Consider the following 24,680-nt stretch of genomic DNA (forward strand, 5'->3'; position numbering starts at 1 on the left):
TTCTATTTAGTGTGTTTAATGACCATAAATCTTGCTTTTTCCGCAGCACTGTTCTTATCCGGATCTCCGATAACTGCAATAGAATAGACGCCGGGCTCGTGCGCAGGAACTTTGCGTCCTACAGCCGTATACAGGCTCTTGTTTGCTACGAGAGTTTCACTGGACAGGGGTGTGATTTGTTTCAGCCAGTCTCCCGGAACACGTGCCGGAGCAGAGCTGTAGGCCATAAACTGATAGTTTCCACCTGAGACAGAAGTACTATACAACAGCGATGCATAGGGTTCATCCGTTTTGAGTATGCCCTGCTGTACATTCACCCCAGTCCCATTGGCTAAATTCTTTGCATAAGGTATTCCATCTCCATTGGTAAAAGTGACATAAGGCAGCTGGTTGCTGAAATTTAAAAACCTGAAGTTGAAATAATACTCAGACTGGTACCTGTCTATCGTACTGTTTGTGCCATCCTTTCCGTTGCCGGTATAACCGGTACCGGCAAGATTATTGGCCACGAGCAAGGTTTTGAGCTGTTTGTCCTGATCAGCATATACCCAGAAAGTATAATTCTGACCTCCTACAAGTTCTACTTCTTTTGAAAACAGCGTTTGCCCGGTCTTGGATAACACTTCCAGTACCTGCTTTCCGGCAACCACGCGTTTATATTCTGAAGCAGTACCATAAGCAGTGACAGCGGTAGACTGCCCCTTTACATTCAGGACCAGATCCTGATTCATTACGGTATTGGCCAGTTGCAGCTGTGTATAGCTGATGTTCTGAGGCTCGCTCACATCTGAGATGATACGGAAAGCATTCTGTATGGTACGGATGTCATCATTACCTGTAGTCCAGGTAAAATCTGCCGGGTGAATCACAATGGTGTACACGCCGCCAGGTTGAAAAGTACGCATGGGTGCATAAGTAAGCCCTGAACTTACGTTCGAAAAACCAGGCCCGCTCATTTCCATGGTAGAATTAGCCCTGTTGATGTGGTTATAATAAGCATGACCTGTGGCAGGCACCTGCCGGCCATCCTCGGTCAGTACTTTAAACTGATAGGTACCATAAGGTATTTCTACATATTCAGACCAGGTATTGCTTGCAATTCCTGAGGTTGCTGCGCTAACCGGCGTTCCATCTGCATAAGCAAGCTTCAGTTTTGTGGCCAGGTCTTCCATCGTATAGGTCGGTGCAATTTTCCTGGACAGGTTTAAGATGCGGATCTTAAAATGGTCCGGTTTTACCGGGCTCGTGATGCTCCGGGGTACTTCCAGTAATTTGGTCGGGTCCTGTACGAGTGCCTCGTGATTGATCAGCAGGTAATAATCTTTCGGCTGTTCATAGCTTTCTTTTAGACTGAACTCCACTTCATGAGAGGGAATGATATTCGTAATGGTGGATATGAAAGTCGTTTTCAGGTCTGCCTTACCATCTTTCTGAAACAGGTGCTGAGGAATGTACCAGGTCTGCCCCAGGAAACCATTTTTTGGAAAATAATGTGTTCCCGGAGGGGTCAGTTGCTCTGGCGGAATATATCCTGAACGCTGCGGAGCCACAAAGAAATTCGTTAAACTATCTCCGTTAACAATCAGTTGGTTGTTTTTGGATAAATTGACCAAACGTACATTGGATGGCTTTTCTGCATCCTGATTGCGACGATAGTCGTAAGTATAATCCACATTGGCCTTTTTGCATGCTGAGGCCAGCAAAACAGTAAAAATAAAAAGCAGAAAACTGCGGATGGGTATGATGCTGTATTTCATGACTAAAACAAATTATAGGTAAAACCAAACATGAACTCGGCCCCACGTTTATAACTGCGGTTGATATATTCGTTGCCATACCATTTACCGCCTGTATCCGGATTTGAGTATACCGTCTTGATTGCCGGGTTCAGGATGTTTTTTCCATACCCTTTAAACAGCAACCTTTTATTTAAGCGCTGACTGAACACCAGGTCCAGCATGGCAAAAGGACGGGTATATAAATCAGGCTCACCGGTCAGGTTAATCTGTACCAGACGCTCCCCTACCATATTAAAAGTGGCGGTAAGGTCTGTACCTGATTTTTTGTTGGCATAATTGAGCCATGCGTTAATGCTGTATGGCGCCTGTTCAAATAAAGGACTGTTGGTTGGTGCATTCCGGTCTACAGACCAGTTTGCAGCCAGCCTTTCCGGGGTCTTTTTGACGTTACTTTGCGCCAGCAAGAGATTTGATCCCAGAAAGAAGTCTTTGGCAGGATCCCAGATGGTACCCAGATTTTTAACCAGCTCTAACTCGAAGCCATATACACGGCCTTTGTTGGGATCATTTTGAAACTGGATCACCGGGAATTCAGGAAAGGTTGCTGCCAGTCCCTGGGTCTGTAAACTGAAGACTTTAACCAGCTGGTTGTTGATTTCTTTTCCAAAAGCCGATACGGCGATCACCTCTCCTGAATTAGGAAACCATTCCCAGCGGAAATCTAAATTCCTGGTAGACTGATTGATCAGATTTTTATTACCCACCACAAGCCCCATCTGGAAAGCGTCAAAATCATAGATGTTTGTGATCTCCCTCAGCTCTGGCCTGGCCAGTGTGGTATTAAATGCTGCCCGGAAGTTCATATTGTCGTTTAAGGTATAAGTGGCATTCAGGGAATAGAAAGGTTTGTAGCCCTGTTTGTACTTAGAATTGGGGTTCTGCGGATTCAGGTTGATGGTTCCGTTCTCGTTCGCTGCAATCAGCGAAGGATCCAGAAACACATTTTTGGTATCTACCGCCGATTGAATATTGGTATTTTCAAAACGGACACCCCCAACCACTCTTAGTGCCTCCGACACTTTCAGGTCGAGCATTCCATAAATCGCATTCGTTTCATAAAAACCGGTGTAGTTGTTTGGGGATTTCTGGATATTGTAAAGGAAACCACCTACCGGAAAATCACCTTCACCCAGACCTCCGGAAGGCGTTTTGATGCCAATCACATCATTGCTGACCAAACGGTTAAGGTTACCTTCTACGTCATACAAAGGAATGTACGAGAATCTGCCTGGCTGAGCACCGGCATAAGATCCGTAATTCGTAAAGTTAGATCCCGGCAAAAACAATACATTCTCCCCGAACTTACGTTCCCTGTTCAGGTAATTAAATCCGACTTTAAACTCCTGTTTAAGCCCTAAAAAAGAAAAGGGCACTGTCAGGTCGGCTTTGTAATTGTAATTCGTCTCGTCCAGTTTACGCCAGCGTCTTCCATTCGGATCTGCCTGCATGATTCCATAAGGACCAAAGCCATTCACATAACCGGAGGTTAATGCATAATACCTGTCGGTGTAGATGTAATTGGTATTTGGGGCACCAGGTATATTATTCATCACCGGTACTTCATAGACCCCGCCATTTCTTGGTTTATAATCCACCAAATTCACGAAACGGTAATCCGGGTTGTTCTGATCGGATTTTGAGGTGGCAATATTATAGCTTAACCTCGGCGAATATTCTGTACTCAGCAGCTTGTGCTCCCCCTGTAAGTTAAAGGTATGTAAGGTCCGGAAAGTTTGTTTCAGTGAATAGGTGGTACTGTTCACCTCACCCGGTAAACCTGCGTAATAATACCCTCCACGTAGGTTAGAGGCTGCATTTTCAGCACCCCAGCTGCCCAGATACTGGAAACTGATCTCATGTCTCGGATTGAATCGGTAAGTTAAACCGGCCAACATGCCATAGTTCAGCGTCTCTATTCCTGTATGTTCCTTATAGGTCTGATATTTACCCATCACAATATTATTGGTGGTGGTATAATTCGGGATCTTACGCTGACTATAGATATAAGGGTTACCGGTAACCACCCCCTGATAAATACTATATTGTGTGAGGTCTCCATCATAGATATTCGATGTACGGCGATAGTAGTTCCCGCCAAGAATAACCCCCAGCTGATGACGGTCAAAAACTTTATAACTGTTTCCAAAGGTGGCGGAGTAAAGTTGATTGAGCGGTGCTTTTTTGGTTTGCGATGTCAATACCGGGTCGAAGCCTTGCATGATGTTATTGATGCGGTAAACTTCTTTACGCGTATCTGCGTTGTAACTGCTTGCCGCAATCATTTTCTGTATAGAACCAAGACCATCAGGATATTGTCTGGAGAGGTCTAAAAAATCAGCAGATAAATTCTTCTTGTTGACTTTGGTCCCAAGGAAGCCCATATCACTGTTCCAGAAGCTGTTGTAATTGCCTCCAATGCCTATATTGGAATTAAAACCCGTTTGGGTAATGACCTCAAAGGTCATTTTTTCAGGTACAGATTTCGTTTTCAGTTCTACAATACCCGAAGCAGCATCTGCCGGTTTATCGGGTGTCACGGTTTTATATACGGTAATGTTATCGAGCAAAGATGCCGGAACCAGATCCAGCGGGATACTGCTGCGGTCGGGATCAGAAGAGGCCAGTCTGACCCCGTTCAACTGCCCGATCACCGAACGGTCGCCCAGTCCCCTTACCGCAACATATTTATCATCGGTAATGGTAACTCCGGAAACCCGTTGCAAGGCTTGTGTGGTGGTGATACTTGCTGTTCTTTCCATCTGCTGGGCAGAGATGGCATCCTGTACAATGGAGGATTTTTTACGCTCGTCCAGTACCGAGCTCTCGGTTCTGGTATTTCTGCGTGCCTGAACAGTGACCTCACTTAACGCGGTACTGGAGGGGCTTAAGGCCACAGTGATCGCGTTGTTGCTCTTATCCACCTTTACTTCCCTGGTATTGTAGCCCATATAACTGAACACCAGGACCGGTTCCGGACTGGCAACAGTGAGGCTGAAATCCCCGTTCTGATCGGTCGTGGTGCCACCCTGGCTCCCCTTGATCCTGACGGAAACCCCGGGCAGGGTTTCTTTGGTATTTGCATCAATGACCTTCCCCGTCAGCCTTTGCTGGACCGGCTTTTGCAAGATGATGACAAAACCCTGGATCACTTTATATTCCAGCGAGGTATGCTTTAATACTTCGTTTATGGCATCCCTGATGCTGATCTCCTCTTTAGTTAAGCTGACCGTTTTACGGAGGGGAGTCAGCACATCATTCCTGAACATAAAGCGGATATTGCCGCTTTGTTCTATGGCCAGCAAACTTTCTTTAACACTTGCGTTTTCGATTTTAAGCCGAACCTTCTTTTCCAGGTTCTGACTGTATCCGGAACTTGCAATCAATACATTGGCAACAATGAGCTGGAAGACAATCGAAATAAATGAACACTTCATTATAAAATAGAGGTTATCTTTTATTTTTAATGGTATTGAAGGATACTGATATAATCCTTTTTGCATATTTTTGAAAAATTAAGGGTTAACCCGGCCAGCCGGGATTGCTTTTAATGTTCATAAGCCGGACTGACGTCGAAATCCTCCGTGCTTATAGCTTCTTAATACGTCTCTGTCTTTTGGCAGGGACGTTTTTATTTGTAGTAGAATGGGTTACATAATGCTCCTTTCCGATTTCATCTGTGTTTTAAATTAATAAATGACCACCTGACCGTTCTTGAGCTTGTACCTGAAATTTCCGACCATGGACAATCCATCCAGCAGCTTGTTGATGGAGACATTGGCATCAAGGGTAACGGAAAGTGGAATATTGGAGAGCGACTTACGTTTAATCGTGACAGGAACATTGTACCACCTGCCGATTTCGGACACCAGTTCATGAAGCGGGGTTGCATTGAAAACCAGCAGGCCGTTCTTCCATTTTTCCGTATCGGTAACGGACATCGTTCCTGCGGTCAGCTTGCCCTTATGATAGCTTAACATATGGCCCGGTGTCAGCAGGCCCAGTTCCTTTGGCTGCTGGTTGGCAAGCATCTGGTCTACCCTTACTTTACCTGTGGTGACGGAAACGGTGAGTGGCTTACCCTCAAATGCATTGATTTTAAAAGAAGTACCAAGGACCATGGTCCTGATTGCGCCCGTATAAATCACAAAAGGTTTCGCGGGATTTTTGGTCACCTCGAAATATGCCTCTCCGCTGAGTCTCACCATCCGCTGATTTCCTGAAAACCTCCTGGCGTAAGAAAGTTTACTTCCTGCACCAAGATAAACCCGGGTACTGTCGCTCAGCAGGAATGAACTCCGTCGTCCGTAAGGGTTAACCTTTTCTTCGATGACTTCTGCTATTTTATTTTGGGAATCTGGCTCCCTGTTCCAGTTCAGCGCAGCATAGGTAGCTATACCAAGAATGGCAATGATCCAAACGGCAGCATAACGCATAAAAAAATTAATTCTCTTTGGTTCCCTTAGCTCCGCATCGTCCGCATGGGGCATCCCTATCTGATCATACAATTGCTTCTTCCATTTGTCAAGAACCTGATCATCCAGATGGAAATCCTCTGCTTCCTCCCATTGCGCTTTAAGCACTTCATTAAAAAGCGCCTGCCCCTCAGGCAATTCAAGATAGTGGTTTACGGCAAGCAACTCTATGTCGGAACATGCTCCGGCAATAAATTTCCTGATTAATGGTTTGTCTACTGGTTGATCCATTCCAAGTGATTTGAAAGGGCGAGACACGGTTTTTAGAAAAGAATACTATTGGACCAAGCGAATTATTTTTAAAAAACAAATAACAAGCTGATTATCAGGATGATTATTTTAAAGAAATACCTGTTATTTTTTTAACAAGACGGAAACCAGCAGCAGAAAAACCGGAACTTCATCGTATTCTGTCATATGTTCACGAAAATATTTAAGGGTTGCACTCATCTGATTTCGGACGGTGCTTACAGAGAGGCTCATCCTTTTTGCGATTTCGACATAGGTTAAATCGTCAATGCGGCTAAATTCAAAGATCTTCCTGCGCTGGGGAGATAAACCTTCGAGTTTTTCGGCGAATATGGTCTCGAGTTCAGTATAGAGGTAGGCAGCATCCGCAGCATCTGCAGACTGTTCCTGGTAATCCGGATAGGCATCCAGTGAATGCGTCAGAATCCTCGCCTTGCGCAAATGGTTACACATGGAGTTTCTGACTGATTTAAATAAATAGGCCTGCAGACTTTGTTGTAATTGAATCTCTCCTTTTTTTTGCCAGAGCCTGATCATGACATCCATAGCCATTTCCCTTGCCGTCTCACTGTCTTTAAGCAGGGAGTAAGCAAAGCCATAGATCCGCTTAAAATACCGGTCAAATAAGAGGTTATAAGCCTTTAAGTTGCCTGATTGAAAAGCATCCAACAATTGCTGATCTGAAAGGTCTTTATGGAGCTCCATGGTGTATTAAATAGCTGAAGCAAATTTAGCGGATGAAATATGACGGGCAGAAAGCACAATATTATACTTATGTTAAGAAATTGCTTTTAAACCAGGTCTTTGCAGAACAGCAGCAACATCCTTAATCAGGTAAAGGTTAGGGAAACAGACATCCCTTCAATTAAAGTCAGGCAAATATAATTTTATTGAAAAAAAACCTTTATTTATTGATAAACAATAAATATTTATTACATTTAGGTATGATTTAAATTTTACTACTATGTCAAAAACAAACAACATCGTATTTAAAGGCCTGCATATTGTAGCATGGATCATCTTCGTAGGGTTGTGTATAGAAGCAGGTGCCTTCATCGTCAATTTTATTTTTAGCGTCTTCAAACCTGAATTTGTTGCAAAACTCTATCAAAAGCTGGATTTAAGCCAAATGTACCACAGCAACAAAATGGCTTTTTTCAGTATCTACAGCTTTATCATATTGATCTCAGTTCTGAAAGCTTATTTATTTTATATCGTCGTTATGCTGTTACACAAGTTAGATTTGTCAAAGCCGTTTAACACTTTCGTCTCCAGTCAGATCACAAAAATGAGTTACTATACTTTTTCCATTGGCCTGCTGAGTTACATCGCGCAACAAACAGCCAATGACCTGAAATCTCAGGGCTATAATATTGGCAACCTTACTGAGTTCTGGGCAGATGGGCAAGCCTTTATCATCATGGCAGCAGTAATCTATGTGATTGCGACGATATTTAAAAAGGGTGTAGAGATTCAAAGCGAAAACGATTTAACCATTTAAGCCATGCCAATCATTGTAAACTTAGACGTAATGATGGCGAAGCGAAAAATCTCGCTGAATGAGCTTTCTGAAAGAGTGGACCTGACCTTATCTAACCTGTCTATTCTAAAGACCGGAAAGGCAAAGGCCATCCGTTTTAGTACGTTGGAAGCGATTTGTAAAGCTTTAGACTGTCAACCCGGAGATATTTTAGAGTACGTAAGTGACAAATAATCACAAGGGGAACTGCCCCTTGTGATTATGATACCAGTAAGCTGCCGCCATCAACGACAATGATTTGACTGCTCATTTAAATTTACAACAAGTAAATCCTTCAAGGGTTAAAATTTGTACGCAAAGCTTGCTGCGAAGTTTCTGGGCTTTTGCGGGTTAACGGACCAGTAACCAATGTAATAATCTTCATTGGTCAGATTGTTCATATTCACCGTAAACCTGTATTTATTTGAGTTATAAAATAAGCTGGCATTCAGCAACGTATAACCTGGCAGTTCAAAAACTCCCGTTACACTATTGTCTATTACTTTGTAAACACCGGCATGGTTTCCTCCTAACCCAAAACCAAAATCTTTTAATTTACCGTATCCAAACTTATAAGTTGCCCATAAGTTGGCAAGATTCTGAGGCCCCTGCCCACCAGGTGATCTTCCAACTTCGTTGTAAAAATCTGTCGGCGTACCGGTATTGCCTTTAAGCACTTTAATACGCGAATGGCTAATTCCTGCAATGATATTAAAACCGGGAAAAGGATTTGCACTTAAATCAAAATCAAAACCTTTACTTCCTGTTTTCCCACCTTGTACTGCGGTAACTGGCGTATTGTAAACCCTGTTTGAAACCCTGATGTCATATACAGAGAAAGTAGCGAACAACTTATCAGAAAACAGGTTGGTTTTTACACCAAACTCCCACTGATTGGCCTGCTCAGGCTTAAATGACTTTACCCCCTGGCTTACTTTATTGTCGTCAAATACTTCACGGGGATTTACATTAAAAAACGCATTCATGTAATTTGCGAAAATGGATACTTTATCCAGAACCGGCTGGTAAACCAGGCCAAACTTAGGTGACAGCGTAAACTGATGATAAGCGTCGGTCGGATCTTTGGCTTTATTGATGTCTCCTTTAGAATCGAAATAATCCATCCTTAAACTAGCCATAACGCTTAAAGAAGGGCTAAAATTAAGTACATTAGATACATAAGCACTCGTTATGCTGTTTTTAATATTGGTGTGGCTGCCACCTCCTGCCGCGGTTATTGCTTTATCTACCAAAGCCTGTGTCAGGAATACAGGGCTTATCTCATTGCCGCCTTTATCAATGGCAACCTCGCTGCTCTGCGGAGTAACCTGTCTTACCGATGCCCAACCTGAACCATTGTCAATTACATTACGGGTATAATAATCCAGCCCTATCAAAAAACGGTTTCTCAGGTTTCCAATCTTAAAATCACCGTTAAAATTCTGCTGTATATCCGTAGTATTGGTGGTTTGTTGTTCTTTGTGGAAATATTGGTCAAAATAATTGTCCCTGTTTGCACCACCTGTTCCCAAAGAAGCATCATCCCAGATATAGCTATAATAGCCATCTGACTTAACATTTCCTCTGGAAATCACAGTTTGCGAAGTCCAATGATCCGACAATTTGTACACCATCTGACCCTGAAGATTATACCTTGGATTTTTTATCGGAACATCATTGCTTGTAAAAGAGAGCTTTCTATTTAAATTCAACTCCTTCAGGTTTTTAAAAATCAGTATAGTATCTCTGTTGGTGTTAAAAAAAACCGGGGCAACAGCTCTTTCTTCCTGCAAAATTTCGGTAAAAACATGGAAAGAAAGCCTGTCGTTTACCTCATAAGCCAGACTAGGGGCAATGTAAAAAGACTTCTTAAAACCGGCATCCTGGAAGCTATTTTCAGTATGATAGGCCGTATTTACACGCAGTGCAATTTTTTCTGTTTTGCTTAAAGGCATATTAATGTCAGCGGTAACCCTATTCAAACCAAAGCTACCCATATTATAGGCGATTTCGCCACCAAAATGATCATATGGTTTCTTGGTAATGGTATTGATAATTCCACCATAGCCATAAAAGCTTGCGCCAAACAATGTACCCGAAGGTCCCTTCATCACCTGGATTTCCTCTACGCTTGCCGGATCAAGATTTCCACTGGTTAAGCCAGGTAATCCATTAATCAGACTTGGCTGGGCTTCAAAACCGCGTAGGGCAAAATAAGAGCCTCCATCTCCGCCTCTTCCTGTAGATTCCCATGTTCTCGATATTCCGGGGATATTCCGCATCGCATCATCATAATTACTAATGGCTTGCTGTTTTAATATTTCGGAAGAAACGGAACTATATACTTGTGAATTCTCCAAATTCTTTAGCGGCATTTTTGCCACTGCAACGGTTACTCTATTTACATTTCTTGAAGAAATCATCACTTCCTGCAGTTGATCTGCATTTTCGTTGAGTATAAAATCAGCAAAAACGGTTTCACCTGATTTTACTGCTACAGCCAATTCCTGTTTTGCCAGACCAATAAATGTTGCGGTCAGCGTATACTTGCCTGTTTTAACATTCTTTAAATAATATACTCCTTTTTTATCTGTTAATGCTGTTTTTCCTGTGCCTTTAATGTTGATGGTTACCAGGTCTGCAGGTTTTCCATCAGAGGTTTTTACGGAGCCTTCAATATTTCCGGTCTGCGCAAAGGACAGGCTTGCAGAAAATAAGAGTAAAAAAATACAATTGGTAAAAATTCTTATCATGGTTATGTTGTTTGATCAAACAAACCTAGTATTTAAAACGATTCTAAACAAATAATTTAAAACTAATCTAAATAAGAACTTTAATGAGTTATACCAGTAAGCTGCCACCATCAACCACCACGATTTGCCCCGTGCTGAAACTACCACGCATAAGATAGAGGTAAGCTTCGGCAAGTTCTTTTGTATTGCCAACCCTGCCGGTTAATAACTTGTTTCCAACCCTGCTGAAAAAAGCTTCCCGCTCCGATTCGGGCATACCTTTTAAAAGGCCGGTCTTCACCGTTCCTGCGCAGACCGCATTCACCCTGATTGGTGCAAGTTCAATCGCAAGCGCACGGGTAAGCCCTTCAATAGCGCTCGCCATTCCTGCGACTACGAGTGTCCCCTTTCTCGGCCTTCTCCCCAGCGCACCGGTGGTCAGTGTAACGGAGCCACCCTTTCTAATCTTTGGTGCTCCATGTTTCACCGCCATAATTGCCCCCCAAAAGCGCAGGTTGACAGATTCTTTTGCTTCGTCAATATCCAATTCAGATAAATTACTAAACTTCAATTCATCACCTGCAGTAAAAACCAGGTGGTCAAATTCCCCTGTCTTTTTGAAAAGCTGTTCGACCTGCTTTTCATCTCCAAGATCGGCAATGAAGCCCTGACTGCCTTCAGGTAGAACAGTCAAAGCACTATCGACTTTCTGCCGACTGCTGGAAACCACAATGACCGATGCACCTTCATCTGCCGCGGCCATTGCGGTCTCTAAACCAAAACCTGATGTCCCGCCTAACAAGACTACTTTTTTACCGGATAAACTGCTTTCTCTGTTGATTTTCATGCTGTTGATGATTTCATTTCTTTTGATGGAACAAAATTATTCCGGGAATACGATACTTTTGCTATCCCTTACCTCTGGGATAGTGAAGTTTTTATGGAAAATTCTAAATGTGAATCCGCACCGACTATTGACAGGCAATTGGCCTTGATCGATGCCATTGATTTATTAAGCGGCAAATGGAAAATTGTGATTTTGCGAGGTTTATATCTTGATGGATCGATGAGGTTCACAGACCTGCAGGAGAAGACAAAGGGAATAAGCCCCAAAGTGTTGACGAAGGAGTTAAAGCAGTTAGAGGAAAATCTGCTGGTTACCCGGACGGTGAACAATACAAAACCTGTCACGGTAAGTTATGCCCTTACTGATCATGCCATTGAAACCCTGCCTGTGATTAATGCTTTAATTGAATTTGGCTTGAAGCATCGAAAGAAGATCAAGAACAAATGAGTATAGTTTTTAAGGTTAAAACTATGCTTATCTTATTACTTCCAAAGTTGTTTTGCCTTTAGGAATATGAAGGCAAAGACTGACAAACACATCAAACATCTTATTTTCAATCACTTAACCAAGTTGTAATATAGATTAAGGCATAAATCATTTCAAATGAAATCAGCTTAAACTATTTTATCAACTTTATAACTATAGTCCGATAATTAAGTATAATTTAAGTTCAGCTTTTTCACGCTGAACTTAAATTATAACTGGAAGTCATGGCATAAAAATTCTGAACTAAAATGGGGGAATAATTTTATTGAAGCAAGGCAAAAACACTCCACAATACGGGGGCCTGCCCATGCATATCCCCGGTAATTCTCTTTCTATCCAGGTAATACTGCCTGCTGTTTTCTTTATTGGTCCCCTGACAAACTTCTCTCACATCGCCATTTGCTTCAATATATTTTGTGAGCGCGATCCATCCTCTTCGCGCTACAGGAGCATATTCCTTAGCATCTAACCATCCCTTTTTCACTCCCGTAATCATGGCGAATGTAAACATACCTGTCCCCGACGTTTCCGGCCAGGAACCTGCATCATCTATCAACTGTAGCCACATCCCTTCTTTTGTCTGGAATTCCTTTAAACTTCGCATCATGGTCTGATAGGCTTTTAAAATCCTGGGGCGGTCTTTATTGTCTTTAGGTAATGAACTCAATAGTTCAGCCATCCCCGCAGCCATCCATCCATTACCTCTTCCCCAAAAAAACGGCACATCGGCAGCATGGAAAAATAAACCGTTGGGACGCTGGATAGCATCCAGATAAACCACCATTTCAGCGGCCGCTCTGTCTATGTATTTTCTGTCGCCGGTAGCCCTGTATGCCTGAGCTTGAATATTGGTGATCATATACATATCATCAATCCACATTCTGGTTTGCCAGGTTAAGCCCCTGTCTAGCAAAGCCTGGTATTCAGGTTTTGTATTTTTTGGCAGCGTCCATTGCTGATCGGCAAACCATTTACCCATATCCAGGTAAACAGGGTTCTTATTCTGCATAAACAGTTCCAGGGGTAAGGAACCAAATATGTTGGGGTCTACATGATCAGGTCGTGGCTGCAGGTTTTTCTTTTCGTACAACAATGGCCTGAATCTTTGATCGAGCTTGTTGAACAGCTCCGGATTTTTGGTTGTTGCCGCGAATTTTAAAGCGCCGTACCAGGAACAGACCTCGGAATAGGTAATGGAGCCCGGCAGGCCGGGCATGCCGAAATTGGTATGTGGAGTTTCCACAAAATGCCAGGACAACAGGTTCCCGATCTCCTTCGGATCGCTACCCTTCGGCCAATTTTTGAATTCCTTTATCTGGGCATTTGCAATGCTAAACCCTAGCATTGCAACAACAATAAGGTATCTTTTCATTAGAATGTATTTATATCCGGTTATGAAACCATGATTAGCAAACTCGGCATGCTTATCATGGTTTCATTGGAACAGCGTGTTTAAGTATTAACGTTTAATTAGTCTGGCCACATAGCCTCCGCCTGATGCCAGCTTGATATTCAATGGCGTATTACGGTTAACCTGAAGTTTTTCCATTTTAAAATCCTTCGCATTTTTGTTGGCATTGATTCCATCCTTCCAGACCTGCATTTCATATTCCCCATCCGGCAAAAAAGAAAGTGACAACTCAAATTCTCTTTCGCTCCAGTCTGTCATTGAGCCTATATACCAGTCGCCGTTTGCGGCCTGCCTGGCCATGGTTACGTATTCCCCCACCTTTCCGTTCAGTGCTACTGTTTTCGCCCACACCGCAGGAACCGCTTTAATGAATTCCATAGACAGAGGCTCTTTCAGGTAATGAGTAGGGATATCACACAACATCTGCAAAGGACTCTCATAAATCACGTACATAGCCATCTGGTTACAACGGGTACCGAGGGTCATCGGTTCAGAGGGAGCGGCCGCCCATTCCTTTTTATGCACATTGCGCATACCTCCCGGGGTAAAGTCCATTGGACCCGCCGCCATCCGCGTAAAAGGAAGCGTAGCGGTATGTGAAGGGGTTATGGATCCGGCAAACTTACTGATCTCATTGCCCAGTACTCCTTCTGAAGTCATAATGTTTGGATAAGTCCGCAGCCAACCTGTCGGCTTATAGGCACCATGAAAGTCGACCAGCAGTTTTCTCTTTGCTGCTGCTACTGCAACCTTCTCATAATAATTCACCATTTCCTGATCGTCGCGCTGCATGAAATCCACTTTGATCCCCTTGATGCCCCATTTCTGAAACTGGTCAAGTGCCATATCCAGTTGTTTGTCCAATACCAGCCAGCTAGACCATAACAACAGATCTACGTTTTTACTTTTTGCGTATGCTGCAAGCTCCGCAACATCAATTCCCGGCGCTTGTTTCATCAGGTCACGGGTATCACACCAACCTTCATCCAGCAAAACGTACTCGATTCCGTATTTTGAAGCTACATCGATATAATACTTATAGGTGTCATTATTAATTCCTGCTTTAAAATCTACTTCATAAACATTGTTATAATGCCACCAGTCCCACTGCACTTTACCTGGTTTCACCCAGCTAAAATCACCTGTAGATGGTCGTCCCAACAGATAAGGCATTTGATTTACGAGAATGTCTTTATCTTCTCTTGCCACCATAATCACTCTCCATGGGAAGCTCTGCTCCCCATTGGCTTTGGCCAGGTAATCTTCCCGCTGCTTCACTTGCTCATCACGATCGCTGGTAATGGCTTTTACTTTTGGATAAGCAGGAAAAACGCCACGTACGCCACCTTTTCCTGTTCCCCTTAACCACATCCCCGCATAGTTAAACAAGTCTGATTCGGTAAGCAGCAGCTTTAGCTCTCCAACCTGGAACAAGGCTGGCAAACTGGCCAGTTTCTTGTCTTCTAACTGATCCAGGGTATAATTTTTATATTCCCGTTCATTATGTGAAAAGAACTGCTCTTCCTGCGGATACCAGGCCTTGCCGGAACCTTTAAAGTTAAACTTCGCAGTTTCAGATCTTACTACAAAATCTCCTTTAAGTTTGCTTAGCCATCTCCAGGACACTCCATTATCAAAGGCTTTCCATTCCAGAGCAAGCCCGTTATTAAAATCAAGGCGCAACTGGTTGTAAACATCCGCTACATCCTTACTCTTTTGCCAAACTACCGGATGTAATATATCATTGTGCTTAGCCCTACTGGTTTTCGCAACTTTCCATTTGTTTTTACCATCCACATCCAAGGCAATTGCAGAAGCTGAAATGAGTTCTTTCTGATCTGCTTTTACCGTATAATACACACTATCAGATACAGAAAGTGTGACCTCAATTTTATGGTCTGGCGAATAGACGAGATATTTTTGCTGTGCCTGTATGCCTGTAGCGTACGAGAACAGTACTGATAAAATAAGTACTTTAATAAATTTCATGTGTATGTTAAGTTTTATTTTTTGATTTCAATCTGCCTGGTATAGCTGGTATCGGTCATATTTATTTGCTGTAAAGTACTTGCGGCTCCTGTCGTTCCTGGCATCACGATATTTTTAAATCTCAGATTTGAGATAGGGGTTGCAGCACTTATACCTTTAATCTTACCCGGTGATTTACCCTGGTCTCTGACCAATACATTTTTAACAAGGACGTTATCGATTGGCCCGCTTCCTTTTTTATCGCCATTCTGCATCAGGAAAATCGCCCACGTACGATGGTCATCGTTCTGATAGGACAACCGTTCTATGTCTATCCCATCAAACAATACGTTTTTTACGGATGCCGTTCCCCATTTATGATGAATGCCGATACCTACTGCGGCATCATAAACAACACAGTCCTTAAACACAATATTCCGCTGGTCCTGCATTACCCCCTGGCCAATTTTATAACCATAGCAATAAGTCCAGGAAATACAGTCATCAAATACCACTCCATCCTGTACCATCGGTTTTCCGGGCCAGTTGCGACATAGGTCTGTATTTTGCATCCAGGTTTTTGTAGAAAAAGGATCATCGAGCGCAATACCGATGGCATGTTTCACCAATACATTTTGTGACTCTATGACGTCAATTCCGTCATTTTCGCCCATATCAAAACGGTTAAACAGTTTAAAATTCTGGAACACGAGGTTTTTAGAACGGGTAGGAATGATGGCCCAGGCTCCGGACTCCCTGATTACCGGTCCGTTGAGTTCAAATCTGTCCGTATGCATGATGGCGAGGATGTGTGCACCAAGGTTATTTTTTTCTGTTGCATACTTACCATTCCCGTCCAGAGTTCCCCGTCCGTATATCCTGATGTCATGTGCACCACTATCTGTAGCGATCCACCAGGTAATGTTTCTGTTTTGTGAGGCTTTACGGGCACTGATCTTAAAGTCTTTCTCCTGTCCGCTGAACAACAACACTGCTCCACCTTCCAGGTAAAGGCTCATATTGCTTTTCAGTTTTAAGTTTCTTACCGGGTAAACCCCTGCCGGGACGTAAACAATTCCTTTACCGCCTTTGTAAGCCGCAGCATCATCGATGGCTTTTTGAACGGCTTCGGTTGCCAGTTCTGTCGCTGAGCTAACCGCCAAATAAGGCTTCCCGGTAATGTTAAAGATCCCTTTTCCGGAAGCAGCCGGTTTATTTCCTTCTGCTGCATCTGCGACGATCACCAACTCCCTGAACCTATTGATTTTGATGATCAGGTATTCATCTTTATAAAGGGTGAAGCTAAGCGTATGACCATGCGGGATACCTGCGACAGCTAATTTTTTAGGGCTGATATGGTATGCGGATACCTGGTCTCCATTTTTAAGGCTGATGGTAAATTCCGCTTTCCCTTTGCTCATGGAAAGCTGGGCATAGTCGTACTTGTCATTGTAACCAACAACTGGTATGCCCGTTCCGTTCACCTGCAACTCAAAAAAAGAAGAAGCTTTGTAAATTGAAGGTAAAGGGTAGCTGAAAATCTTCGCTGTACCCATGGGTACAGCGAATAATTGAAAAGAGGTTAACACGGCGAGAAACAACATGAAAAGCCCTCTGCATATCTTAAAATTCATATGATTTATTTTAACAGGTTTGCACGCTTTAGTTCATCCAGAGCTTCAAACAACATTAAGCCACTGAGCTGAACAGAACTGTCGCTCACTCTGCTACCGGGTTTGTTTGCCCAGTCGGCCCCGAATGTATTTTCCGGAGACCTTGTGGCTTTGGTATATAAACTCTGTCCATTGTTTTTAAGGTAACTCAGATAAAGTTCGCGGGTATAATCATCCAGTACACCCCTCAATATCAGCTGTGCCATATACCTGATAAAAATACCTTTAAACAAACCGCCATCACCGGTATTTTCTCCTTTTAATACGCCTTTAGGAGAAAATCTGACCTGATCATTCATCACATAATTCGCATTCCTTACTGCATCGTTCAGGTAAACCTGTTCATTCGTAATTTTATAGAGTTCCAAACCCGCGCCCAGCCATGTGCCCTGGTTATAGGTATAGATGTTATCTTCATTGGTATTGCCATATGCGTCCCATACCACTCCCCTGGCGGGTTCTACCACATAGGCTTTAAGCCAGGTATAGATCTTTTTAGCCCAGACCAGATCGTCCGGATTGTTATCCAGCTGATAAAGCTTTGCTGCGATAATTACTGCAGGGGCATTAGAGCAGGCATTTTTAGAATCTTTAGAACCCGATGCCCAGGCAATTCCCCCATTCTTTACCTCGCTCCATCCCACCTTTATCCAGGTCCAGTATTGCCTGGCCATCGTTTTATATTTCTCGTCTTTTGTCGCATCATAAGCACGCAAGCATGCCAGTGCCCACCACTCCATATCATCATAGAAAGTATTCCAGAATGTATTTCCGTTTTTAACATAGCAGCCGGCAAGCAGGTTGTCCATTTTGGTCAGGTACTTTGCATCTTTGGTACGGTTATAGGCATCTACCAGAACATCCAGTGCATGGGCGTTCCACCAGTAATTGAAGCCGGTATGTCCGTTGTTGTTCTGGTTGTAATAATTCTGGGTTGTGGAATAAAACTGTACATCCAATGCAGTCTGCGACTGCTCTGCTGCCTTCGCCCAATCTACCACTATTGTGGGGATTACTTCTGGCGGTACAACCGCTATTTCCTCTTTTTCGCAGGAGAATAAGCACAGACCTAGGGTCAGTACTCCCCATATTTTATATGCTGAAATGATCGATCTCATTGGTTTATTATTTATAAGTGATTAGATGTGTATAATCTGCGGCAGACTGCATTTTAAATGTGACTTCAGTACTAGCAGATTCCAGCTGGAATTTATAGGAAAAATCATACTGGCTGTTATTTACTTCTTTAAGCAGGAAGTAAGCGGCATCCTGGTTCGCTGTCGGCCTGATATTGTCCTGTTTACTACTGCCCCAGTTTTTTGTGGTAGATATGCCCGCGGCATCCTTTTCAACCACCCTGAATTTATAGCGTTCGTCCTTACCCCATGATTCGGTTTTCCATACATTGTTAAAAGTAGCCTTCCATATACCTGCAGCGTCATAAACCAGGTTCGCTTTTATGGCGTTATATCCGGAAAACCATAAGCCTACTGACACGATCTCTGTCAGCACGGCTGAGGCGGAATTAAAATCAAGGTTAATGCGGTATACCGTTTTAGTTGTTGCCGGACTATTTGCAGATGCGGCTTCAGTAATCAACGTGCCGTTTAATACAAAGGTTATCGGAGTTCCGGTAATTCTATCTACCATTTTATAGGTACCCGCATTTAAAGACGTATAAATTTCAAAGACTCCCTCACTCAGCTTTTTAAACTTTAAAGCTTTAGGCGGGTCCTCTCCTGCTTCTGTTGCGGTTCCTAAAATGTAAACATCAACCGGATTATCAGCGAGGCCGGCAGGTCTTTTAACTTCCAGAATACCTGCCTGCGAAATCGCCGACACTACCCCTGTATTGGCAACCACCCGCCATTTCAGTTTTCCTGATGCCAATTCATTAATACCAGCTGCTTTGGCTATTCTATTTACAATCCTATGGTTAACAGATAATTTAGTATCTGCTCCTCCCCTTGTAGCAGCTTCTTTGTAAACCGGATTAGAAAAATCACCACTTTCTTTATCAAACTGAACCTCGTAAAATGAAGGTGTATTGTTGCCCACCTTCGCCGCAGTCCACTCAAAATTTACCACCGCATTCAGGAGTGGAGTAAGGTTCACTACCGTATTGCTTGCAGGAGCATTTAGTACAGCAGCATTAATAGTGGTATTTATACTATCGTTTTTGTCCTTTTTACAGCCCGACAAAACAATAAGGCACAGCACCACGCTTATAGCGTAGCTATTTTTAAATATCTTCTTCATGTTAATATGCTTATAAAACAGGTTACCAGCCCGGGTTTGGTACGAGGTTTTTGTTTTTATTCAATTCTCCGGGTAAGATATTCCAGAGGTAATTTCTGGGTAAGAATACCCTCGTTTCAAATACCGTGCGTTTGGTAAATGCTGCGGTAGTGGTTGCGTTAACATCCATGCCGTAAAAAGGGCCTCCGTCTGTTTGTTCTGCAATCTTCCATCTCCGCACATCAAAATAGCGGTGACATTCAAAAGCAAGCTCAACCCTTCTTTCTCTGTGGATAGCTATTCTCCATGTGTCTTGATCTGCCGGTTCCGGAACAAAGCCAGCTCCTGTTCCATATTGAGGGATACCGGCCCGCTCTCTGATCATATTGATGTATTTTTTTATGTCGGGGTTACCAGGACTGTATTCATTTAAAGCCTCCGCATAATTCAAATAGATCTCGCCCAAACGAAATAAGACTTCTGCACGATCGGCAACGATGCTATTACTTCCCATTCTTGAATTGGGGTTCACATGTTTCCTTACGCAATAGCCCGTGCGCGACCAGTTACGACCATTATACTGCCCGCTATTGCCACCGTTATACATCTGAATGGTAATCGGCGCCGGGCCTGTTCCACCAATATTATTGCTGGAATTATTGATCCACTTACTCAGGTTAAATGTAATGGCACTATAAAAACGTGGCTCACGACCTACATACATATTAGATGTTCCTGCAGCATATTGCGCGGTAGCGGTATTCGTAAAACCAATTTCAGTATACTGTGAATTTGGATCATCCTTAGGCAAACCGTTTGCCATAAAATAAGCGTCTACGGCAGTTTGTGTCGGGCCCCATGACGACCAGCCCCCGAGGATATACGGCGTACCGTTTTGATCGTAAGAGCCCAATTTATCGGTGGTATAGCGGCTCAATATCACTTCTGAATTCCAGGCCTTTATAAAAATACCTTTTAGCGACTCATATACTTTCAGTGCACCTGTTACCGCATCAACTTCCCGATATAAACTATAGTCAGGATTATCTATAAGTGCCTTTGCAGCTTCTGCAGCACGCTTCCATTTAGTAACATCAACAGTCTGGCTGATCAACACCTTCCCATCGGGATTTTTAAAATTCGCATAAACCGTATTTCCATTAAACATGGGGCTTGCTGCATACAAAAGTGTTCTGGATTTAATGGCCAAAGCCATTCCGCGTTTCATGCGCCCGAAATCGGTCACGCTTCCCCTGCCTGGAGGCAGATCGGGCATCGCTTTATCCAATTCTGCTACAATGTAATTTACACATTCATCATAACTGCTTCTCGGAAGACTAAAAGTACTGATGTCTGCATCAGGTGAAATCACAGTTTCAGGAAGTATAATAAAAGGGCCATACTGGGCCAGGATGCCTGAGTAAAAATAGGCACGCAATACCCTTGCTTCAGCAATGTATTGCGACATCAGTCCTGCTTCAATCTCCGGATTTTCAGGAAGGCGCTGCATAAAATACGATGCCCGGCGGATCCCCTGATAATAATGAACCCAGAAGTTAAAATTATCACGGTTTTTATCCCAGTTGCCGGTATTCATCGCAAAGGTGGGATAATCATTATAGGTCACATCAATTTCGTCAGAAAGGCCTTCCCATGGACTACTGTCGCCATTCCATTCTGAATTGGATCTGATGTAATCATATACACCTGCAAGGTATTTTTCAGACTCTGATCTTTTCTTAAAAACATCATCAATCGTTTGCCTGTCGTCAGGCACCTGATCAAGGAATTTTTTACAGCCACTTAACGAACTTATAACTGCAATAACCAATACAGTTTTAAAAAATATGTTTCTTTTCATGTCAAAAATTGTTAAGGTTAAAAAGTAGCGCTAAGGCCTAAACTAAAGGTTCGGATATTGGGATACCTTGTACCGGATCCTCCGCCCATTTCCGGATCCCAGAACTTAAAAGGGCTAATTGTAAACAGGTTATAGCCGATAAAATAAAGCCTCAGCTTCTGTAAACCTGCAAACCTGATCGCTTCCTTTTTAAAGGTATATCCAAAATCTAAAGTCTTAAGCCTTAAAAAGCGACCGTTTTGCAAGAATTTAGTGCTTGTAGCATAATTTTGATTGATATCTGAACCATAACTAAGTCTCGGATAAAATGCATTTTGATTCGGATTTTCCGGGGTCCACCTATCCAGGATATTTGAATACAGACTTCCCCTGGCATCGCCATTTCTAAACGGCATAAACTCATTTGAAAAGTAAAAATCTACAGATGCTGCACCCTGGAAAAATGCGCCCAAAGAGAAACCCTTGTAACCTAATGTAGTTCCAAAACCATATAGTATTTGAGGAACCTGGTCTTTTCCGATGAAGGTCTGGTCATCAACATTAATAATTCCATCACCATTCAAATCCTTGAATTTCAGGTCACCAGCCTGAACAATACCTGCGGTCCTCGGCACAGATGGATCGTCAATTTCTGCCTGGGTATAAAAACCCTGAGCGATATAACCAATTCTGTTGTATACCGACTGTCCTCTGGATTCCTGCCATGGATAAGCAGGGATAGGGCTATCGTCTTCTATTACTTTATTTTTATTGTAGGTAAAAGTGCCCTGGAAAGAAACAGCTACTTCTCCGAACCTTTTATCGTAATTTCCGGTAAAATCTATCCCTTTAGCTTCTGTAACCCCTAAATTACCCTGCAAATTTTTCCTGATCCCCAAAAAGCCCGGTACTACTCCACGAGATCTGAATATATTTTCGCGCTTACGTGTAAATACATCGATCTGCAATCCTAAGGCATTGTTCAGCGTTTTGAGTTCCAAACCAAGGTTCAGGTCCTTTTCAGTTTCCCAGGTAGCATCAACGGCATAATCGGCAATATCAATTCCCTGAACGGCATTAATACTGGCCCTGTTTTCTCCGAAAACGTAGGCATTACCCGTGTTTTCTACAGTCCCTATATAAGAAAATCGCCGACCGCCAATACTGCTGCTACCTACAATACCGTAGGATCCTCTTAATTTTAGCAATTGAAATACATTAGCTGCCTTTCCGTAAAACGATTCATTGGAAATCACCCAGCCCAGAGCATAAGATGGGAAAAATCCATACCGTTTTGATGGTGCAAAATTCTCCGCACCGTTATAGCCAAAGGTAAGTTCAGCCAGGTAACGGTCTTTATAAGAATAGGTAAACCTACCCACACCACCCAAACTTCTGTAAGGGATCGACCCGATCAGGTTATCTGCAGTTGCGCTTACCTTATCACTTTGATTGTATAAAAGCATTCCACCAACCCTGTGATCACCAAAGTTCTGATTGTATTTAATGGCGCCTTCTAAGTAAAATTGCCTGCTGCCACCATTACTCCTGCCAAAAGAAAGGTAATCCTGTCCCTGCCCGATAGTGGTATAGACCAGTTCCCCTTTTTCATCTCTTTTTGTTGCAAAATAGGTAGTGGGTGTTTTGATCCGGTTGAGTGAATTGGAGTTTGTGGCATCAAAAGAATAAAGGACATGGGCAGATAATCCTTTTAAAATACCACTCATATCCTGGTTCACCCGAACATCAGACATGATCTGATTTTCATAAGTAGTGGAATACCCCCTGTTCGTTAGCAAGCCATAAGAGCTGTTTAGCCCGCCTCCGGTCGACAAAAATGGCTCCTTATTATCTGGATACATCACCGGATACAGTACAGGATAGGTCCTTAAAGAATTCTCAAATATTTCACTTGCTGATTTACCAGGGTAGTTACCATTGGAGATCCAGCCCTTGATACCTAAATCTATTGTTGTGGTTGGCGTTGCTTTTAACGTTAATGCAGAACTGAAGTTTACGCGTGAAAATTTAATGGCAGAATTGTATTGCTGCAACGCATCTGTTTTAAACAGACCAGTTTCATCGTAGTACCCTGCAGACACATAAAATGTGGATTTTTCACCGCCGCCCCGAATACTCAAATTCGCCTTTTTATTCTTTCCGAAATCGTTAAATATTTCGTCAAACCAGTTCACATTTGGATACAGATAAGGATCTTCCCGGCTCAATGTTTTACTGATCTGTTCCTGTGTATACCTTGGTGCCCCACCTCGGGTTAACCTCGCTTCATTAGCCATTTGCATATAGGTGACCCCATCAGCAGTTTCCGGAACCCTGGTAAAATTGGTCAGCCCCTGATAATAATCCAGGTTAATTTCTGTTCTTCCTGCTTTACCTCTTTTGGTATTGACAATCACCACTCCATTGGCCCCCCTTACCCCATAAACTGAAGTAGAAGAAGCATCTTTTAAAATAGAAAAGCTCTCAATATCATTCGGATCTATATTGCTAAAAGAACGTTCAACACCATCAACCAAAATCAAAGGGGCGTTATTTCCAAGAGAGATCACTCCTCTGATCCAAAGATCAGCGCCATCTCTTCCCGGCTCACCGCTCCTTTGTACGCCTACCAGTCCGGATACCCTGCCGGCCAGTACTGTAGAAATATTGGCAACAGGTTGTTTAAGGTCGTCCACATTTAAAGTGGATTGCGCACCAAGGGTCTCTATTTTTCGCTGCTTTTGTCCGTAGGCAACAACAACAACGTCCTCCAGCTTATTGTCTGCAGGCTTTAAATTAACTTGTATACTTTTTCTTCCCTGAACCGGGATTTCCTGCATTTCATATCCAATATAAGAAAACACAAGTATCCCATCTTCGGGCACTTTCATTGTAAAATCGCCTTCAGGAGAAGTAGCAACAGTAATTGCTGTACCTTTCAGTTTTACAGAAACACCGGGTATTGGTTTACTATTTTCGTCCAAAACTTTTCCAGTAACGGTGATGTCGGCCTTTTTAGGAACCGGAACTATCTGCTCAGTTCTTTTCCTCACCACTACCGTATTGTGGTTGATTAAATAAGTAAAAGGCTGGTTCTTAAAACATTTCTCCAGGACACTTAGAAACGGCTCATTCACAGCAGAAAGGGTGATGGGGTTCGCCTTGCTGATCATATCGTCTTCATAATAAAAGTTATATTTACTCTGTTCTCGAAGCGATTTAAATACCTTTTCTATATTGGCATTTTTCACCTTCAGGTTAATGGTCTGTGCGTATGTTGTTGCGTTAACCTGGATGATTGCTGTAAGGAGTATGATGATCGTAAATTTCATTCGGAGTAGAAATATTGATCCCATGCGGGGTGATGCCCACCATGGTAGGTCGTTAAAAATTTTGTACATTTGGTTAGTAAGTGAAATTAAAACTTTTGAAACGGTTTGGTTTTC

The 24,680-nt window shown here is 42.9% G+C and carries 16 protein-coding genes; 3 read left to right on the forward strand and 13 right to left on the reverse strand.

Going from position 1 to position 24,680, the window contains the following annotated elements; translation table 11 throughout:
- Window positions 1–2: 2 nt before the first annotated feature.
- The 4 genes from DBR43_RS02895 to DBR43_RS02910 all read right to left on the reverse strand — a co-directional run bounded on the left by DBR43_RS02895 (window position 3) and on the right by DBR43_RS02910 (window position 7,225).
- Window positions 3–1,757: a DUF4397 domain-containing protein gene (locus tag DBR43_RS02895; RefSeq protein WP_124577738.1), complete on the reverse strand. Its 1,755-nt coding sequence runs from the start codon at window positions 1,755–1,757 to the stop codon at window positions 3–5.
- A gap of 2 nt (window positions 1,758–1,759) precedes the next feature.
- Window positions 1,760–5,233, reverse strand: a complete 3,474-nt coding sequence (locus DBR43_RS02900) for a TonB-dependent receptor (RefSeq protein ID WP_233602831.1) — start codon at window positions 5,231–5,233, stop codon at window positions 1,760–1,762.
- Between the two features lie 252 nt (window positions 5,234–5,485).
- A complete protein-coding gene (locus DBR43_RS02905) occupies window positions 5,486–6,502 on the reverse strand; it encodes a FecR family protein (protein WP_124577742.1) in 1,017 nt (338 codons plus the stop codon).
- Between the two features lie 123 nt (window positions 6,503–6,625).
- Window positions 6,626–7,225 carry an RNA polymerase sigma factor gene (locus DBR43_RS02910; RefSeq protein WP_124577744.1) on the reverse strand — a complete coding sequence of 200 codons (600 nt, stop codon included), beginning with the start codon at window positions 7,223–7,225 and terminating at the stop codon, window positions 6,626–6,628.
- A 259-nt stretch (window positions 7,226–7,484) separates the two neighbouring features.
- On the opposite strand from DBR43_RS02910, the gene DBR43_RS02915 reads away from it, so the two are divergent.
- Both DBR43_RS02915 and DBR43_RS02920 read left to right on the forward strand, forming a co-directional pair.
- On the forward strand, window positions 7,485–8,021 hold the full coding sequence (locus DBR43_RS02915) for a DUF2975 domain-containing protein (RefSeq protein WP_124577746.1): 537 nt from the start codon (window positions 7,485–7,487) through the stop codon (window positions 8,019–8,021).
- Between the two features lie 3 nt (window positions 8,022–8,024).
- Entirely contained in the window at window positions 8,025–8,234 is a 210-nt protein-coding gene (locus tag DBR43_RS02920) for a helix-turn-helix domain-containing protein (RefSeq protein ID WP_124577748.1), read from the forward strand.
- Window positions 8,235–8,341: 107 nt separating this feature from the next.
- Here the strand turns inward: DBR43_RS02920 and DBR43_RS02925 are convergent, their stop codons facing one another.
- Window positions 8,342–10,792: a TonB-dependent receptor gene (locus tag DBR43_RS02925; protein WP_124577749.1), complete on the reverse strand. Its 2,451-nt coding sequence runs from the start codon at window positions 10,790–10,792 to the stop codon at window positions 8,342–8,344.
- Window positions 10,793–10,880: 88 nt separating this feature from the next.
- A complete protein-coding gene (locus tag DBR43_RS02930; RefSeq protein WP_124577751.1) occupies window positions 10,881–11,618 on the reverse strand; it encodes an SDR family oxidoreductase in 738 nt (245 codons plus the stop codon).
- A gap of 93 nt (window positions 11,619–11,711) precedes the next feature.
- On the opposite strand from DBR43_RS02930, the gene DBR43_RS02935 reads away from it, so the two are divergent.
- Window positions 11,712–12,065: a winged helix-turn-helix transcriptional regulator gene (locus tag DBR43_RS02935; RefSeq protein ID WP_124577753.1), complete on the forward strand. Its 354-nt coding sequence runs from the start codon at window positions 11,712–11,714 to the stop codon at window positions 12,063–12,065.
- Window positions 12,066–12,366: 301 nt separating this feature from the next.
- On the opposite strand, the gene DBR43_RS02940 is transcribed toward DBR43_RS02935, so the two are convergent.
- From DBR43_RS02940 to DBR43_RS02970, 7 genes are all read right to left on the reverse strand, one after another.
- Window positions 12,367–13,476 (reverse strand): glycoside hydrolase family 105 protein, encoded by a 1,110-nt coding sequence (locus DBR43_RS02940; protein ID WP_124577755.1) that lies wholly within the window; start codon window positions 13,474–13,476, stop codon window positions 12,367–12,369.
- An 87-nt stretch (window positions 13,477–13,563) separates the two neighbouring features.
- The gene (locus tag DBR43_RS02945) at window positions 13,564–15,504 is read right to left on the reverse strand and encodes a glycoside hydrolase family 97 protein (RefSeq protein ID WP_124577757.1); all 1,941 of its coding nucleotides are present in this window, start codon (window positions 15,502–15,504) and stop codon (window positions 13,564–13,566) included.
- Window positions 15,505–15,518: 14 nt separating this feature from the next.
- The gene (locus DBR43_RS02950; RefSeq protein WP_124577759.1) at window positions 15,519–17,117 is read right to left on the reverse strand and encodes a glycoside hydrolase family 28 protein; all 1,599 of its coding nucleotides are present in this window, start codon (window positions 17,115–17,117) and stop codon (window positions 15,519–15,521) included.
- Window positions 17,118–17,122: 5 nt separating this feature from the next.
- On the reverse strand, window positions 17,123–18,274 hold the full coding sequence (locus DBR43_RS02955) for a glycoside hydrolase family 76 protein (RefSeq protein WP_124577761.1): 1,152 nt from the start codon (window positions 18,272–18,274) through the stop codon (window positions 17,123–17,125).
- Between the two features lie 7 nt (window positions 18,275–18,281).
- Window positions 18,282–19,415, reverse strand: coding sequence for a SusE domain-containing protein (locus tag DBR43_RS02960; protein ID WP_124577763.1), 1,134 nt, complete (start codon window positions 19,413–19,415; stop codon window positions 18,282–18,284).
- A gap of 22 nt (window positions 19,416–19,437) precedes the next feature.
- Window positions 19,438–21,255: a RagB/SusD family nutrient uptake outer membrane protein gene (locus tag DBR43_RS02965; RefSeq protein WP_124577765.1), complete on the reverse strand. Its 1,818-nt coding sequence runs from the start codon at window positions 21,253–21,255 to the stop codon at window positions 19,438–19,440.
- A gap of 17 nt (window positions 21,256–21,272) precedes the next feature.
- Window positions 21,273–24,566, reverse strand: coding sequence for a SusC/RagA family TonB-linked outer membrane protein (locus tag DBR43_RS02970; RefSeq protein ID WP_158622406.1), 3,294 nt, complete (start codon window positions 24,564–24,566; stop codon window positions 21,273–21,275).
- Window positions 24,567–24,680 lie beyond the last annotated feature (114 nt).

The sequence above is a fragment of the Pedobacter sp. KBW06 genome (genome assembly GCF_003852525.1).
Lineage (GTDB): Bacteria > Bacteroidota > Bacteroidia > Sphingobacteriales > Sphingobacteriaceae > Pedobacter.